This is a genomic window from Vibrio sp. M60_M70, from assembly GCF_037162085.1.
GTDB classification, from domain to species: Bacteria; Pseudomonadota; Gammaproteobacteria; order Enterobacterales; family Vibrionaceae; genus Vibrio; species Vibrio diabolicus.
In genome coordinates this window covers 801,538-819,110 of record NZ_JARLUL010000002.1, presented here as the reverse complement: position 1 = coordinate 819,110, position 17,573 = coordinate 801,538, and the positions used below count along the sequence as shown (strand labels likewise).

The window sequence follows — 17,573 nt, the reverse complement described above, 5'->3', positions numbered from 1 at the left end:
TGGCACCTACTAAACGTTAAATTGGCCGTCGGTTCCCATGTAGACGTCTATCGACATTGGGACTTTACCGCCGTTATGGGAAACTTCGCCGCGAATACCAAAGCCGAGTTGTAGCGGGTTATGGTGATCTTCACGGTAATTAACCTCGACATTCAACAGTCGCGGTTCAAAGCGTTCTATGGTTGACGTGATGTTTTTTTGAATGTGGCGAACTAGGTTCGTGTTGTTAGAAAGTACGTCATTAAAATCGGGTAAACCATACTCATTGTCGATCATTGCATTCCCAGAATGGGTATTCAGCAAGTCTGCGAGATGAGAATGAATAGATTCAATCAAATGCTTGTGAGAAACGACTTTCTCGTAACAGTTTTTGGGTTCACCAAGCTCAATCCGCTCTAAAAGGCGATAACCTTTTTCCATCTTCACTCCTACGAAAAAAGCAGCCAGTCTTTACTGGCTGCTTTATGGTTTCAGCAATGGGTTATTGGTCTAACTTACCAACTAGAGACAAGTCGAAGCTCGCACCCATGTACTTGAAGTGAGGACGTACAGACATTGATACTTTGTACCAACCTGGGTCGCCTTCTACGTCTGACACTTCAACCTTAGCAGCACGTAGTGGACGACGACCACGGACTTCCGCTGGCGGGTTTTCCTGGTCAGAAACGTATTGACGAATCCACTTGTTCAGTTCAATTTCTAGGTCTGAACGCTCTTTCCAAGAACCAATTTGCTCACGCTGTAGCACTTTGATGTAGTGCGCTAGACGGTTGATAATGAACATGTAAGGAAGCTGAGTACCTAGCTTGTAGTTCATCTCTGCTTGTTTGCCTTCTGGCGTGTTCGCAAACACTTTCGGTTTTTGAACAGAGTTTGCAGAGAAGAACGCCGCGTTGTCAGAACCTTTACGCATGGTTAGCGCAATGAAGCCTTCTTCTGCTAGCTCGTACTCGCGACGGTCAGAAACAAGAATCTCAGTTGGGATCTTAGTTTCGATTTGACCCATGGCTTCAAAGTTGTAAACCGGTAAGTCATGCACAGTACCACCGCTTTGAGGACCAATGATGTTTGGACACCAACGGTACTTAGCGAAAGACTCACTAATTTTTGATGCCATCGCGTACGCAGAGTTACCCCATAGGTAGTTGTCATGGCTGTCTGTTACTTGCTCATCGTAGTCAAACGCCTTAATTGGGTTATCTTCTACAGAGTAAGGTGTACGTAGCATAAAGCGAGACGTACATAGACCTAGGTAACGTGCATCTTCGTGTTCACGTAGACTACGCCATTTAGTGTATTGTGGGCCTTCAAATACTGACTTAAGATCTTTTAGATTCGGTAGCTCTTCATAGCTATCTAGACCAAAGAACTTCGCAGACGCCGATGTAATAAATGGAGCATGAGACATTGCACCCACGTTTGCCATGTACTCCATCAGTTTGATGTCTGGAGACGAAGCCGACATATCGTAGTCACAAATGACTGCGCCAACAGGTTTACCACCAAATTGGCCATATTCACGCGTATAGATTTGTTTGTACAAACCAGACTTCACCACTTCTGGCGCGTCTTCGAAGTCATCAAGAACTTCATCTTTCTTCGCAGAGATCAATTCAATTTGAATGTTCTCACGGAAGTCAGTGTGGTCAACCAGGTACTTAAGGCCACGCCACGTTGATTCAATCGCTTGAACTTCTTCGTTGTGAAGAATTGCATCGACTTGCTTAGACAGTTTTTGGTCAATTTCTGAGATCATCAGATCAACTAAAGACTGATCCACTTTCTCTGTGTTCGAGCTGCTTAGTAGCTCGCTGATGAATGCTTCTACGCCGCGTTTTGCAACATCAAAACCTTCATCACTTGGCTTTAAACGAGTTTCGTTAAGAATGCTATCCAGAAGTGAGCCTGATTCAACTAAGGCTGCTTCTTGTTCTGGCGCTTGTGCTTCTGCAGACATGATATCCCTTACTCTTCTTTCGCTTCTTGGTCGTTACCAATGCTTAGTTCATCCAACAGTTTCTTTCTCGCGTCTTCATCTTGAAGTACTGATGCGATCTTCTTGCGGAACGCAGGAACATTACCTAGAGGGCCTTTCAGCGCCACCAAGGCTTCGCGAAGCTCAAGTAGGCTGTTTAATTCAGGTACACTTTTCGCGATCGCTTCTGGAGAGAAGTCCTTCATGTTTTGGAACGTTAGATCAACACCGATTTGGCCGCCTTCTTCATCAGAAAGACGGTTTTCAACGTTCACTTTAACGTTTGGAGACATGCCTTCTAGCACTTCGTTAAAGTTGTCTTTATCGATATTGATTGGAGTGCGTTCTTCAATTGGCGTCTCATCTGCACGTGCAGTAAAGTCGCCAACTACCATCATGCTTAGCGGCAGTTCTACGTCTTCTTGCGTATCGCCAGTTGCTGGAACATAACGGATATTAATTCGCTCTTTAGGAGCCACCGAGCCGTCACGTGACATAATTCGTTCCTTATCTAACTCTTTAATTAGTCATAAATTGCTTTCCACTCTTCATACTTCTCAGGTAAAAGATCCTTACTTCTGAATAACTGATGGAGTGTTTTTCGAATCAGGTCTTCTAACTGCGACGATAAGTGGGGTTCCCAGCTCGCGAGATTAAACGCATTTTGTACTTCCCACCCCTTCTCAAGATACGGCAAACACAACGGGTATAATCCAACAGACTGGTAAGCTGCTATCAATTGTAAATACAGCATGAACTGTCCACGCCCTGAGCCATCCAGCTCAAGTTTGCAGGCGAGTTCTGCGGCATATTCCCCTAGATTTTCTAGAGTGATATCCTCCACCAGCAATGAATCTTCTTCAGCGATCACAACCGTCTGTACGACATTTTGTGCTGCCGATGAAGTAGCATCTTGAGTAGACAACCAACTCAATGTTGCTTCATCTGCAAATGGTATAGAATTCTTAAAAGAGAGGCGTTCGATGCCCTCCAGTGACTCAACAAACCGCTTTACTTCTTGTTTCACGGCAAGTGCTGCGTCATCAAAACCTAAGTTAGTAAGCATCAAATACACGAAATGGTGGCCTGTGAGCCAAAATGGCGCGTCAGTTAGCGTGCGCTCCAAACGTTTAATCGTGTCGATGTCACTTTCCTGATTGGCTTTGTCGCGGTATTCCGCTTGTTGATCGGACGATACCGCCAAGCTCAATGGCGTTTGATCGTTTTGGTGGTCAGGTAGACCATCAATGTCATCCCAAGTCAGATGACGATAAATTCGGTAAGCCAGCGGATCACTTGGATTCGCATGAAGCATGACTTCCGCGACTTTTTTTAACGTGCGTTTTGAAGCCGTAGGCGATGAGAAATCTGTATCGACATCGACTTCTTTTGCTACGGCTTTCTTAACTGGCGCAGGTTTAGGGGCCGGCGGAACCGTCTTCGCTGAAGCGGTTTGAACATCGTTCTGTGCTGGCGTTTCTACCGCGGCAGGCTGCGTAGCTGGTGCCGCTTGTTCGATGGTAGCGACTGAGTCATCGCTCTGGTCATCGGCAGCTGCTTGTTGAGATAAAACATTGAGCTGCGTGCGAATCTCAAAGAAGTCAGCTTCGGAGTCTTGGTAAACATCGTCGTACTGACGCTGCACTTCTTCAATCGCCGAAATACAGCCTGAAACTAATTCCCAAGATTGCGCACTGTCCGCAAGCTTAGTGCTCATCAATTTAAATTGATGATTCAACCACTCCACCGCTCCGTCTCTACCGCGTTTCCGTGACGGGTAAAGATCACTACCGAAGCAAGCTAACGCCTCATTAATCAGTTTCAGACCTTGCTCAAAACCTTTGAGCCCAGATTCCTCGGCAAGCGCTCGTACTAAATAGCAAAGTGCTTTTAAATCTTTACTATGATGCTCGAGCACTTCCATCGCATTGGTTTTTACTACATTCCAGTCGACTGTTTCGCCAAATAGAGAGCCGAACTTTTTTACCTCGGCTTCCATCATTTCATAGCAAAACTCGTAACGAGCATCGTTACCCGCAGGAGATTCATCAGAAATCGGTTTAAGAAGGTGATCAGTATCAATGTTGGACAAAATTCGCATCTCCTTCAGTCAAGTAGTCTCTCAATGCACGAGCTACGGCAATGGCACCATTTGCAGGCTTAGAAAACTGATGACTCTGATTAATCGCATCCGACGCCATGCTATCTAGAATTTTTGTGATTTCTGTAAATTTTCTTGGCGCATTTCGTTCTAAATCAGCAAGGGACTCATGCAATTTCTGTTTGTCGAAAATGGATTGCTCCATCACCGTACTAAACAAAATAAATTCGCTTCTTGCGATGATTAAGTCTGTTATTTTTTTTCTAGTTCTGGCGTATTACCAAAGTAGTCTTTGGCTAATTCAGCTTCTTCAATCGCTTTGGTATAAAAGTGCGCTTCTGCATGTTTATCAATGGAATCATTAATATTTTCCATCACTCTCTTTGGTAAGATTTGGCTATAGAAATATGCCTGTGACTGGTTTAATAACCACGCCTCTTTCATTTCTTCTTCTGCGAGCTTAGCTTCACCATCTAAAATTAAGTGAGCAATCTGCTTATCACGACTGCCAGCAATGGCAGATACTTTCATGGAATCAACAGAGGCGACATTCAAACCCGACATCACTTTAGTCAGTGTTTCGTCCGCATAGGGAAACAATGCACCATCACGAACGAGTTCCTCTCGCAACGTGACAAGCTCCTTGCGTAAATCCACTAATGTCTGTGGTAGTCCATCAGCTAAAGCTTGATAAGACTTCAACTGAGTCTGTTTTTCATTATATAAACCCGAAAGGCTTAGTTGCTGAACTCGATACGCTTCTCGGTAGGCTTCAGTCGTATCAACGCTCTGCTCAGTTTTTGCTAATACTTCTTTGATATCCCATGGCGGCTCAGCCAAAAAAGAAGCAGTATCTGTGGGCGTGATTGTGTGACTTAAAGGTGTCGTTTCTTTGGCAAAAATAGCATCCAATGCATCCGAATTTTGCTGATACAAATAACTTCCTGTCATTGCCACCACACTCAACACTAAACTCGCCTCCAATAGTTTGAAGCGTCCGTACGCTGTTTTATCATTCGACTTACAGTGTGTAAGCAGAAGATCCGCATTACGCAAGCTACTAAAAATTGGTGCGTTAGAATTTGAGTTAATCGATTGAGTATCGATTCGTGCTAACTGCTGGGCGAAAGAAATAGCGGTATAGCCATGCCCTCTTGGTTTATTGATGACTTGTTTCAACAACTTCCAAATATGAGCCGGGATCAATGCAGGACGCTTTCGGTCTTTTAATTGTTTATTCCAAGTATCACCAAATATTGAACCCAAAAATAAATGTCCAGCGAGCAAAGCAAGGGAGTAAACATCATCTTGCGGTTCCGCGATGCCAGTTTCGATATAAAGAGGTGAAGCGTAGTTCAAGCTTGCTTCTGCGTAAGGTTCCGTTTCTCCAATATAACGAGCAGCACCGAAATCGATGAGTTTAACGTAATCGCCTTCACTCAATAGTACGTTGGATGGCTTAATATCAAGATGGCAGATGCCTCTTGTGTGCATAAACTCTAAGGCACCAGCGAGTTGATATACCAACCAAGCGATATGGTCGTGGCGGAAACCTTTAGAAGAGTGGCGCTCCATCTTTTCTGCGAGTGATTCACCTTGGATCCACTCGTACATCAAATATGGGCGTTCGAATTCGTTGCCGATTTTTATGAAGTTAGCCACGCTCGGATGTTGGGAAAGCTCTAATCGACTCGCTTCGTTAACCAACATTTTGCTCGCAAATTCTGGCGAGTCATCATTGATAACTTTGCAACAGATCTGCTTTTCTGGCTGCCCTTTTTTTGCGAGATGATAAACGGTTGTTTTACCATTTTTAGAGGGAAGCTTGTCTAATACATCAAATTGTGAAAAAAGCACGTACTCAAGCTTTGGCTTATTTTTTTCTGCTAGCCTTTGCTCATTCAGTTTCTTTTTCTCAATAGCTTTCACAACCAACTGATCGATATATCCTTTGGCTGTACTCTGATTATTAGACACTTAGTACTCTTTCATAGAATAAATATTATTAGAGTTGAATAATATTTTCTTGAACATACTTGTATCAAGGCTAGTATTTAAAACAAACAGTAAGCCTATTATTTTAGTTATTATTACTAACTTATTAGAGTTTTTTACTTACGCTTTCACTGCATCAGTTATACGCTTTTTCATGATACAAACGTAAACCTAATAATATGAGTGTATTTTCATTGCCATTTGTTCGATGAGTGCCTACTAACATTGCAGCAACTGGAGAATCCCCTTGTCACCATGAAAGTCAAACATTAACAACGTGGTTGGTTGCCTAAAATGGTGATCTCTGACCGCAAAGGCGATTAAGGCTAGAGAAGAGCAACTGCCCATCGTGCCCCACAACTCATTGATAAGCTGCGGTTGTTCTGGGTTCGTGAATCGTTCTGCTTTAGCCCCCAGAGCAAAGCCGTAATCTTCCGAGTGCATGCGAAGGTTCGTCATATCGGAATACACTTCACCAAATGAATCGAGCTTTTTACTCGCACGTTGAACAAGTCGAAACATGCCTCTTCGGTCTGAAGTGTTTAATTCCGTATCAATGTAGCCAAGCTGCGCTTGAGGCTTAAGTTTCAATGCCTCTATGGTATTTCTGCGACAAAGAATTAAACCTGCCCCACCCTCGCTCGGAATAACGCCCCATGGATTATTCGTACTCATTACCATCGCATCGTCGATGAGTGTTTGCATCGAATTCACCAAGGAATCGACACTGATACACATCATGGCATCATATTTATCCAATGATTTCATGGCCTGGAGAACGAAACTAGGCCCACTGGCATGGACTGCATTCACCACAGAGAGAAAGTCAGCGTAGTGACTTTCACCAAGCCATTCTTGCACCTTTACTAGTGAAACAGACGCAGGCACCGCTATAAGCAAAGGTATTGGTCTCAATGAACGTGGTAACTGCGCTAACAATGAATCAAGCAAGTGGGTTATTAACTCACACGTTTTCTCAAACTGCTCAATTTCTTTGGTGTATTCGATTTTTGCGTAAGTAAAACGCTCGATACCATCATCCCCTACACATTGGTCGAATCTTCCTAAATCAGCATACGAAACTGCACTGGCAATATCTAAATTCATACCGGTTGGCGTCATCACTTCCATACCTAGCACGTAACGGCCTGTTGAATTATGCATGCTCGCTTACCTCTTCCAACTTAGCGATAGATGTAGACACCAGCAAGTGTTCTTTCCCCTGACAAGGAAACGCGGCGGTGTAACTGATTGATATAGTTTTCTTTTTCAGCATCAACGAATAAGGTGTACATCGCCATATCAACTTGATAGCTATCGTTATTAAAAACGGCAGTTGCTCGATATTTCTCTTTAGGAATGCGGAATGAAAGCGTGTCATCATGACAAAAGCCACTCATCATCAAACGCTCTCCTCCACGAAGGAAGCCTTTGCACTGTTGATCAATAGGCGCGCTTTGGAAGAAACGCTTATCAAAATCGAGTGGCAACATTGGCTTGCGGTTCTCAATCCAATCGTCATCGAACGTGCCGGCCAGCTTCTGGCGCGACTCAAAGAAAGGAGGCACGGGCCCGAAACCCGCAACACGTAGTTTTTTCGCGGTGGCACTCCAGTCCTCTCGAGGATAAAAAACCGAGGGCACTTTCTGCTCAAGCAACTCTTTGTTGGAATCGGCAATACCACCGCCAATTCGGTTGCGTAAATCACCACCAATCGCGCAAGTGTAATCAATGTCTTTTTCAATAAATGGGACTGGGTTACTCAGCGTGATACTGCCAGCATGCTCAACCCATACGCGTTCCCCGTGAATAGCGAGACTCTTATCGATATGACCATCAATCAGCACACGACACTCTTGGTATGTCACTGGCTTTTTCGCGTAGCTGCGCGCTTTGCCGTAAACAAGTACATCTGTGTTGTCTTTAGTATACGCGAACTCATGGTCAACTTTCATCGCAGAGAAGCCTTCTTCGCCCAAATATTGGGGATCATCGAAGATTTCACTTTCACCTAATTCGTGCCAAACCACACCATCGAATTGCCATGTGCGTTTGGCGACCACAACCCAGACTTCATCGCCGTTTTCGTCACGTTGAAAACGACCTTTAAGTGATAGCTCAGGGTGCGCCTCAATATCCCATAACTGCATTGCTATTCCTTAAGTTGAATCGTTCGCTCGCAGAAGGTGCGGCCTTTAAATTGTTAAAGTTCCAGTCTTGTTGATGAATCGGCATTGCCATATCCCAAGGCACGTAGGCTCTGGATTGAATACAGAGTTGACGCCATAGCCAATCGCGGAACAGCACATCAACGTTAGCATCTTGCATCGCAGCTAACGTAGACTCGAAGCTCAATGCGTAACCCAAGCGGCTTGGTAGATTTTGGATATATTTTTCATCTTCCACCCACTCATTGAGAAGATCGACGATATCTTCCCATTCATACTCGACACCAACATCTTGCGGAGTCAGAGGAAGAAGTTTTCCGTAGACGACATACAAGGCTTGAAGCCAAATTTCACCCTCCGCTTCCTCTACGCTTTCCAAGTGCTCGATGATTGGGGGCATCAACTTCCAATCACCACTCAGAGCAAAATCAACAGGTGCTAATGGAGAAGAGATATCAAACGCCTCAAACTCTTTTAACTCAAGCAACTTGGCATAAGTGAGCACTTGCGCTGATGGTAATCCACTTGGTTCGATGCCAAAGCTCTGACGGAACCAAGTGCCTCTGTCACGTTTGGTAATCAAGCGTTCAAATAGATATTGTTCGCTGCCTGCATTGTCATTAAGCCAATCAATCCCCTCTTTCACGTCTTGTAAAGCGAGTAGTGGCAAAGCAACATGAGAGCTAATGATGCTGGCTTTGTTCCAGCGCTTGATGAGAGAGACGCTTAGTGTTTGACGTACACGTAAGCATTCAAAGTAAAACGCACTGGATGTCGCATTACCCTCAATAAGCTCCGAAAGCGTGCTATCCATAGATTCAACCGGAGATTGCACGGCAACGACCATTGCAGTTTTAGCGTCAATATCTTCTAGCAAACTCAGTCCACACAAAAGGTTATCAATATCTGAACCTAGCTCTCCTTGTAACATGAGCCAGATATAGATTTCTGGCTCTTTGCTTCTTAATTGATGGAGTAAGCCCGGCGCTAATCGATAAAACGACAAGTACACCTGCTTGAGCTCTTCAGTTTGACGTTCAATCAGTTTGAGATACTCCAACTCACGGCTTGGATAACCCCTTTTGTGAATTTGAACTCGCTGCCTGATTAAAAACCCGATACTTTCAGAAGCAATGGACAGCTTTTCATTACAGAAATCCAGCCACGTTACTGGCAATTGGGAAAGGTCGTTCACAGCACGCTCAGCTTTTGCTAACGCGCCTTCGACTTCTTGATTGGTTATGGGTGCCTTTAGGTGCTCGACACCAATTCTTTGTCGCATCTAGTTATCCGTTATTAGCGTGCCATAACGCGATTGCAATTAGTTAATACAAAGTAATTAGCTAACGCGAGGTAATTAGTTAATTGCTATCGTTCCGCCTTGAATTTTTTGTGCTTTTTCTGCTTGAGAAGTGACGTACTTCGCTTTAGTGGTAATTCGTCCATCGCGCCCGCTATAGCGAGTTTCTGTCTCACCACTTTTGACTACCAACTCTTGTTCTGTCTCGATAACCATCTTCTTCGCTCGCAATACAAACTCATCAGAGTCATCCAGAATGGAGAAAAAAATGTCCGTCACAAGAGGCAAGCTTAAGTCGTCGTTCAAAAACTCAATTCGACAACTTAATCGATTATCGATAGCCATTTGCAGTTCAGAACGACGAAAGCCACGTCCTAGTCTCGCAGTGAGTGGCTGCTTAAATGGGTTACCATCAAAATCAACTCGCACACTGCCCGTAGACTCATTGATAGCCACTATTATTCCAAAACGCGAAAAGCAAGCCGTTGATTCGGCTTGCTGCTCTGATATTACTTCTGTTGTAAGAGGTTGTTTTTCCATTGTTAGTTAACCACTACGTTGCCACCTTTCACGACGACTTTGTCACTGCCTTCGATCGTTATAGCCGAGCCTGATAACTTTATTGAACCATCACTGTTCATCACTAAAGAGGAACCACCCGTTTTCAATACAATCTTGTCGCCACTGATAATTTGCGTCGCACCATCGGCTTTATAAGCGGTGTTACCTTTCACTGATACCGTTAAGTTGCCACCAACCGTCTGGTTATCATCCGCACCAATGTCTGAACTCTTAGATGCACCGATAGTAAGGTTACTGTTTTCACCAATATCTAAATCATCATTTTTACCGATCTTAGTCGTACGGTTATCACCAATTTCTAAGTCAGAATTGTTTTTCACATACTGAGCTTCATTCGCGTTGTATGTGACGGTAACGTCTTGCTCGACTGTCTCGATAAACGTACTGTTTACTTGTGTCGTTTTATGCCCATGAATGGTTTCTTTATGGTCACCATGAACTTCATTCGTTTGGTGACGTGCAACCTTCAAGAATTCATCTTGACCGATATCACGGTAACGGTTGTTGAGCACCTTGGTCGACATGTCTTTTTGAGCGTGAATATAGACTTCTTCTTGGTTCGCTTCGTCTTCAAAACTCAACTCGTTGTAACCTGTTCCTTTGTGCGTTTGCGTGCGGAACGTGGTGCGAGTTTTGTTTTCAGGTAAAGAGTACGGAGGAAAATGTAAACCGTTGTAAACTGCGCCCGTAACTAACGGACGATCTGGATCCCCCTCAAGGAAAGTCACTACGACTTCATGGCCAATACGCGGCAAGTACACAGCGCCCCAAGTTGGCGCCGCCATGGATTGACTTACGCGGATCCAGCAACTTGAGTGTTCATCGTTATCGCCATAGCGATCCCAATGGAACTGTACTTTCACTCGACCAAGCTTGTCGGTGTAAATCTCTTCACCTTCTGGTCCTACAACAACCGCCGTTTGCGGGCCATCCACTACTGGTGCCGCTAGTTTAGGCGCTTTAAATACCACATCACGTGGAATACATGAGAACTGGTTGTAGTAAGTGGTTGGCATACCACTCGCTTCATCTTCATGCACTTGCGGATCTTGCCCTGTGTGCATTACAGACAACATGAGGTAATCGCGGTTGATCTCGGAGCGCGGATGGTCACTGACGTTAAAGCTGTAACCAGATGCTAAGCGCATTACGTCACTGGTTGCTTCCACTTGTTGATTATCGACAATGTGTTCCGACATCCATTCCGTGGTTCTCACCTGACCCATCAGTGGGTCAACGTATCGTCCAGGATAATCAAACTGCTTGAGATCTTGGTCTAGCTCACCAGCCTGTGTCATCTCTTGTGGAATTTTAGGGTGTTCGTAGTTGTAATCTGTGTACGTAACCTGTCCCGTTCTAACGCGGTTAACTAACTCGAGAGCAGAGATATGTTCGCGATCGGCAACACCGCCACCATCGGCATGATAAACAATCGGCCCAATGTATGAAGCATTTAGTGGTGAGCTTATCAAAGGTGCAATCGCGTCATTACTGTCGACAATGACCATCGTATGATTTGAATCGCTATGGTCAAAGTAATACCACATACCGTGTTCAGCCATCATGCGCTGCACGAAGTGCAAGTCAGACTCACGATATTGCAGAACGTATTCTTTTGGAGGATAAGTACCCGACACTTCAAATCGGTAATCGGTGACTGCCCCATCATCGAGTACTTCTGTGATGATGTCTTGCGCTGACTTTTGCTGGAAAATACGACAATCTTGGCGCTGAGATAAGAACCAAGCTTGAGGAACCAAGACTAATTGATAACGAGAAAAACGACGTCCAGTCCCTAAGTAACGAACTTCATTCACCACGCCGTTGAACACACGCGCAGCCCCAACACCTTGTCCGTAAAGTGTCAATGTTCCAGCTTTACGTATTAACTCATCGAACGAGATATCTGGATCAAGTGAAAGTAATGAGAGATTGATGTGGAAAGGCTTAGATAACTCTTCATGAACATGAAAGCTCTCAACCCGAAATTCATGCCCACATCCAGGCACTTCAAATTTAAATTCTACGTCATTCACCATATCTTTTACCTGATACCAATAATCGAATTAGGGCCAACAATCGTTGGCCCTGAATCTTTACGCGACGAGCAATTAAGCTTCGCGTGGAGCACGCCAGTCGTCGTTACCCGCAGTACCACAGTTTTCGTGAGTTACTTCGATCGCACGGTAAGTGAACTTAAGCACTTCTTCTGTCACGCGGTCAGCTGTTGCTGCGTCTTGACAGTGGTTCATACGAGTTTGGATATCGACAAGTAGCGCATCAATCAATTTGATTGAGTAGTAGTGCTCTTGTTTACCTTGAACTGAAGTACGGTAGAAGCGGATCACACACTCAGGAAGTTTTTCGCCAGATACTAGTGCGTTGAATAGTAGTGGAGATGAGCGATCTTGAACTTTAGTTACAACAAGTGGACGGTGTACACGTTGACCAGTTGGCTGACCACTTTGTGGATCACGTGGAACTGTTAGCACGTGATCAAGTTCTTGTACTAGGAACTCATCAACGTGAGCTTCTTGCCATGTGTTACCTACTGAATCTGCAGAGTAAGTATCTTTAGTAATATGGCCTTGAGTCTCACCTTGGATAGACATATATGCTGGAGTTGGCATCGCTATTTCCTTTTCTAAAATCTGTTTTGTTTAAATCACCAAATCGCTTATCACCGCGACTACTTAGTATAATCAAAGTCTGTGCCAACTTTAAAAATCAAACAAAAACAACAACTTAAACAAATTCAGACATTATTCACTAATATCTTGAGTACAATTTATTGGATAAAAAACCAAAAAGTTGGATTAAGATAATAATAAATTGTTCTAATTTTAAAAAGTGAAAATAACCATATAAAACTGTGTAAATAAAGTCATTAAAACTAATAAATCCGACACTTTTACTATCAATTAATTTAGAATAACAACGCCATTCAAATAACCACAAACATTAATGTCACAATAATCATTAAAAATAACCAACAAACGATAGTCAAAATATCTTGATAAAAAAAGAACGCAATCACTTTTAGTATAATAGCCGCTACCTCTTTTCCTCTAAAGAATAAAATGGCTATGATAAATATAAACCTTTCTTCATTAATTCAGCGTCTACACCCGATTGCAAAAGTAGCATTAGAAGACGCCGCTGCACTTGCAGTCTCTGAAAAAGCAAACGAAGTTCAAATTGAGCATTATTTACTGAGTCTATTAGAAAGGCCAAATAGTGATTTTGACGTCTTATTAAGTCATTTTGATTGTTCTGAGAACTTATTAAGACAATCGGTTCGATCCACACTCGACACCAACGCCAAAGGAAATGGCAGCAAACCTGTTTTTTCTGCGTTATTAATCGAATGGTTACAAGAAAGCTGGCTGGTTTCTTCTTTAGATCTATCCGAAACACAAATCCGCTCTGGTGCCCTACTCCTTACTCTTGTTAGCAACCCTCTCCGTTACGGCCAACATGGTTACGCCTCTATCCTTGAAGCGGTAAACCCTGACAGCCTTAAGCGTAACTTTGCAGAGCTAACAAGCCACTCTATTGAGGCGCAAGTTGCTACTTCAGAGAAAACACAAGCTCGTGAAGATGGTTCAGCACTGAGCAAGTTCACAACCGACTTCACTGGTAAAGCACGCAAAGGCGAAATCGATCCTGTTTTCTGCCGTGACCAAGAAATCCGCCAAATCGTGGACATTCTTGCTCGTCGCCGTAAAAACAACCCTATTGCTGTTGGTGAACCGGGCGTTGGTAAAACCGCAGTAGTAGAAGGCTTAGCACTCAAGATTGTACAAGGTGACGTACCAGACAGCCTTAAAGGTGTTGAGCTTTACGGGCTAGATATGGGTCTTCTGCAAGCTGGTGCAAGCGTAAAAGGTGAATTCGAAAAACGCCTAAACGCAGTATTGGATGAAGTGAAAAACTCGCCAACCCCTATCATTCTTTTCATCGATGAAGCACACACTCTTGTTGGTGGTGGTAACCAAGCAGGCGGCAGCGACGCTGCAAACTTGTTAAAACCTGCCCTAGCACGTGGTGAAGTGAAAACCATCGCTGCGACAACATGGTCGGAATACAAGAAGTACTTCGAGAAAGATCCTGCTCTTGCACGTCGTTTCCAATTGGTGAAACTTGACGAACCATCTCCGGAACAAGCAGCATTGATCATTCGTGGTCTGCGCCCTGCTTATGAAAAATCACATAACGTTTACGTGCGTGACGATGCTATCACTGCTGCGGCAGCACTTTCTGCTCGTTACATCTCTGGTCGTCAACTGCCAGACAAAGCGATCGATGTACTAGATACGGCGTGTGCACGAGTGAACATCAGCCTTAATGCTATTCCTGCTTCTGTAGAGACCCTGCAACAAGAACTTGCAGCTCAACAGCGCGAGCTTGAAGCACTTGAGCGTGATGCTCTGCAGCAAACTGGCGACAAGCACAGCCTTGCTAACATTCCAGACCTAAAACTGGCAATGGAAACAACGAAAGAAGAGCTAGCTGAACAAGAAGCCCAATGGTACAAAGAAAAAGAGCAGATCCAAGAGATGATTGCTCTACGCTCTCGCTTACATGAACTGGTCTTTGGCGAAACAAATGAAGAAGAGCTTGTTGCAGACGAAGATTCAGAACAAGAGCAAGACGTTTCTCCATATGCAGAAATGGATGAAGAAGCCGTTCGCATTGCAATTTCGGCCTGCCAAAAACAGCTAGACGCAATCCGCAATGGCAACCCACTGGTTCACTTTGAAGTGGGCCCAGATGAAGTTAGCCACGTGATCTCGGATTGGACTGGTATTCCTATGGGTAAGATGCTTCAAGACGAAGCAGAAACCACGCTAAAACTGAAAGGAAGCCTAACACAAAGCATCAAAGGCCAAGAATACGCTATCGATGCACTGTCTGAAGGCATTCAAACTGCAAAAGCTGGCCTAGGTAATCCAGACGCACCGACAGGCGTATTCCTTCTGGTTGGCCCAAGTGGTGTGGGTAAAACCGAGACAGCTCGTGCGATTGCTGATCAAATGTTTGGTGGCGAGCGCTTTATGACGACCATCAACATGTCTGAGTTCCAAGAGAAGCACACCGTATCTCGCCTAATCGGTTCACCTCCGGGTTACGTAGGTTACGGTGAAGGCGGCATGCTGACAGAAGCGATTCGTCAACGTCCATATTCTGTTGTTCTTCTTGATGAAGTGGAAAAAGCCGACCCTGAAGTGTTGAACCTGTTCTACCAAGTGTTCGACAAAGGCACGCTGAACGACGGCGAAGGTCGCACCATCGACTTCAAGAACACGCTGATCATCATGACCAGTAACCTTGCAACGCACGAGATTGAATCTTTAGTTCATCAATCAAAAGACATCGATGCGAACATCATCGCAGAAGCTATCCGCCCTACTTTGAACCAACACTTCAAACCGGCGCTATTGGCACGTATGTCTGTGCTTCCGTTTGTTCCGCTGTCTGATGAAGCAATGACAGAAATTATTCACCACAAGCTGAACAAAGTTTCTCAGCGTCTACAGAGCCATCACAAGTTGTCGCTAAGCTACGAAGAAAGCTTGGTTGAGTTCGTACTAGGTAACTGTCGCCTTGCTGAAACAGGCGCGCGTAATATCGACGCGGTCATCAACCGTCAGTTGCTGCCGCAACTATCGACTCAGCTATTAGTGCATGACAAGGATGATTCACATACGCAAATCGAAGTGTCTGTCGATGAGCAAGGAACACTAACCTATGCGTTCAGCTAACCATAGCGAACTTAGTAACGCCCTACTTGCGATCAGTCAGTCTTTGGCTGATCGCAGCCAGCTTACCCAAACGTTGGATGCTGTGTTGACCGCTGCGAGACAAATGACCCTCGCAAAGCACGGCATCATTTATGTTTTGGACCAGACTGGGCAGGCGTTGATTCCAAGTACCGCTCACCATAACGATAAAACAATCGTTTCCCACCCTTGGGAAGCATTGCAGTTAGACTCAGCCAGTGAAAACGACCCATTTAACTTTGCCATTCGTAATGGTGAAGTGGTGTTGATTAACGAGTTGTATAAGTACAACGGCTATGACTGCGAAAGCATCTATCAAACTGAGCAGACACTGGGATTAAAAAGCGAGAACTTACTGGCTTGGCCTTTGATTGATAGCGAAAGCAAAACCATTGGGCTGTTAGTCTTACTCGATTTGAACGTCATCGACAACGAGGCAGCCTTGACGGAGTTTTGTCGAATGGCCGCGAGTAATATTCGCCAAGCTGTGTGGTTAGAGCAATACGGGCAAGTAATAAAAAATCTCAATGCCGACAATCAAGCCCTAGTACGCGAGAACACTCAGCTCAAAAAACGTACTCAGAAAGCCTATCAAGGTCCTATTGCAGAGAGCGAAGAAATGCTCAATGTCTTGAATCGTCTTGATAAGGTGCTATCTCTTCCTGTCGACGTTCTGTTGCGTGGTGAAACGGGCGCTGGTAAAGAGGTGATCGCAAAATACATTCACGAAAACTCTAATCGTTCAGAACAACCTTTGATCGTACAGAACTGTGCCGCAATCCCAGAGCAGTTATTAGAGTCAGAACTCTTTGGCCATAAGAAAGGCTCATTCACTGGCGCGGACAAAGACAAAGTCGGTTTGTTTGAAGCCGCCAACGGCGGCACGCTTTTCCTAGATGAAATTGGCGATATGCCAATGCTACTACAAGCGAAGTTACTGCGTGTACTGCAAGAGCGTAAAGTTCGCCCTATCGGTACCAGCAAAGAGATTGAAGTGGACGTTCGCGTTATCGCGGCAACACACTGTAACCTTATGCAGCAGATTAAAGATGGCGGATTCCGTGCCGACTTGTTCTATCGCTTGAATGTGTTCCCTATTACATTACCACCACTGCGAGCACGCAAGTCGGATATTATTCCCCTTGCTGAGCATTTCGTGCAACACACCACCAACACGCTAGGTTTGCCGCAAGCGCCAGGGTTAAGTGCCAACGTACGTAAACAGCTCCTTGCCTACCAATACCCAGGGAACGTGCGTGAGCTTAAGAACATCATCGAGCGCTCGGTGCTACTGTCCGATTTTGAAACCATTACTCACATAGAGTTTGGCGAACAAATCCCAGAAGATGTACCAAGTATCGACATGAAAGCAGCCTCACCTACCCCAGACCAACCTGCTTACGAGCGGCAGGCACAAGCGGATTTAGAAGACGCTTCAAAGAGCCTTAAGGACGTCGTTAGCCAATACGAGCGTACTGTGATCATCGACTGCTTAAATACCTGCAATTGGCACACCAAGAAGGCCGCTGAGCAATTGGCGCTGCCAATGAGCACTCTAAACCATAAGATGAAGAAATACGATATTTCTGCAGCTAGTTGATGGGGCTTAAAAAGAAAATTTTAAATTCAGTATGAAGTCATAAGAAAAGAAAAACCGCCCGAAGGCGGT

At 44.6% G+C, this 17,573-nt stretch carries 11 protein-coding genes and 2 pseudogenes; 2 read left to right on the top strand and 11 right to left on the bottom strand.

Annotated elements, in window-relative coordinates:
- Positions 1-9 precede the first annotated feature (9 nt).
- The 11 genes and pseudogenes from tssE to P4S59_RS19300 all read right to left on the bottom strand — a co-directional run bounded on the left by tssE (position 10) and on the right by P4S59_RS19300 (position 12,751).
- A complete protein-coding gene (tssE, locus tag P4S59_RS19350) occupies positions 10-420 on the bottom strand; it encodes a type VI secretion system baseplate subunit TssE (RefSeq protein ID WP_005392634.1) in 411 nt (136 codons plus the stop codon).
- Between the two features lie 61 nt (positions 421-481).
- A complete protein-coding gene (gene tssC / locus P4S59_RS19345) occupies positions 482-1,957 on the bottom strand; it encodes a type VI secretion system contractile sheath large subunit (RefSeq protein WP_005392635.1) in 1,476 nt (491 codons plus the stop codon).
- Positions 1,958-1,965: 8 nt separating this feature from the next.
- Positions 1,966-2,472 (bottom strand): type VI secretion system contractile sheath small subunit, encoded by a 507-nt coding sequence (gene tssB / locus P4S59_RS19340; protein ID WP_006741091.1) that lies wholly within the window; start codon positions 2,470-2,472, stop codon positions 1,966-1,968.
- Between the two features lie 26 nt (positions 2,473-2,498).
- A complete protein-coding gene (gene tssA, locus P4S59_RS19335; protein WP_337168888.1) occupies positions 2,499-4,067 on the bottom strand; it encodes a type VI secretion system protein TssA in 1,569 nt (522 codons plus the stop codon).
- Positions 4,054-6,053, bottom strand: a pseudogene (locus tag P4S59_RS19330) (serine/threonine protein kinase). The gene tssA and the pseudogene P4S59_RS19330 overlap by 14 nt, the downstream one beginning before the upstream one ends.
- A gap of 237 nt (positions 6,054-6,290) precedes the next feature.
- Positions 6,291-7,235 (bottom strand): hypothetical protein, encoded by a 945-nt coding sequence (locus P4S59_RS19325; protein WP_337168887.1) that lies wholly within the window; start codon positions 7,233-7,235, stop codon positions 6,291-6,293.
- Positions 7,228-8,221: pseudogene (locus P4S59_RS19320) on the bottom strand (DUF2169 family type VI secretion system accessory protein). Before P4S59_RS19320 ends, P4S59_RS19325 begins: the two are co-directional and overlap by 8 nt.
- Complete coding sequence (locus tag P4S59_RS19315) at positions 8,202-9,521, bottom strand: hypothetical protein (protein WP_301610110.1); 1,320 nt, start codon at positions 9,519-9,521, stop codon at positions 8,202-8,204. The pseudogene P4S59_RS19320 and the gene P4S59_RS19315 overlap by 20 nt, the downstream one beginning before the upstream one ends.
- Positions 9,522-9,596: 75 nt before the next feature.
- The gene (locus P4S59_RS19310) at positions 9,597-10,079 is read right to left on the bottom strand and encodes a hypothetical protein (RefSeq protein ID WP_005392644.1); all 483 of its coding nucleotides are present in this window, start codon (positions 10,077-10,079) and stop codon (positions 9,597-9,599) included.
- Between the two features lie 2 nt (positions 10,080-10,081).
- Positions 10,082-12,160, bottom strand: coding sequence for a type VI secretion system Vgr family protein (gene tssI / locus P4S59_RS19305; protein ID WP_337168886.1), 2,079 nt, complete (start codon positions 12,158-12,160; stop codon positions 10,082-10,084).
- A 72-nt stretch (positions 12,161-12,232) separates the two neighbouring features.
- Complete coding sequence (locus P4S59_RS19300) at positions 12,233-12,751, bottom strand: Hcp family type VI secretion system effector (RefSeq protein ID WP_005373415.1); 519 nt, start codon at positions 12,749-12,751, stop codon at positions 12,233-12,235.
- A 456-nt stretch (positions 12,752-13,207) separates the two neighbouring features.
- Here P4S59_RS19300 and tssH point away from each other — a divergent pair, with 456 nt between their 5' ends.
- Together tssH and P4S59_RS19290 are read left to right on the top strand one after the other, a co-directional pair.
- Positions 13,208-15,886, top strand: coding sequence for a type VI secretion system ATPase TssH (tssH, locus tag P4S59_RS19295; RefSeq protein WP_337169202.1), 2,679 nt, complete (start codon positions 13,208-13,210; stop codon positions 15,884-15,886).
- Positions 15,873-17,504 (top strand): sigma-54-dependent Fis family transcriptional regulator, encoded by a 1,632-nt coding sequence (locus P4S59_RS19290; RefSeq protein WP_337168885.1) that lies wholly within the window; start codon positions 15,873-15,875, stop codon positions 17,502-17,504. Before tssH ends, P4S59_RS19290 begins: the two co-directional genes overlap by 14 nt.
- Positions 17,505-17,573: the final 69 nt, after the last annotated feature.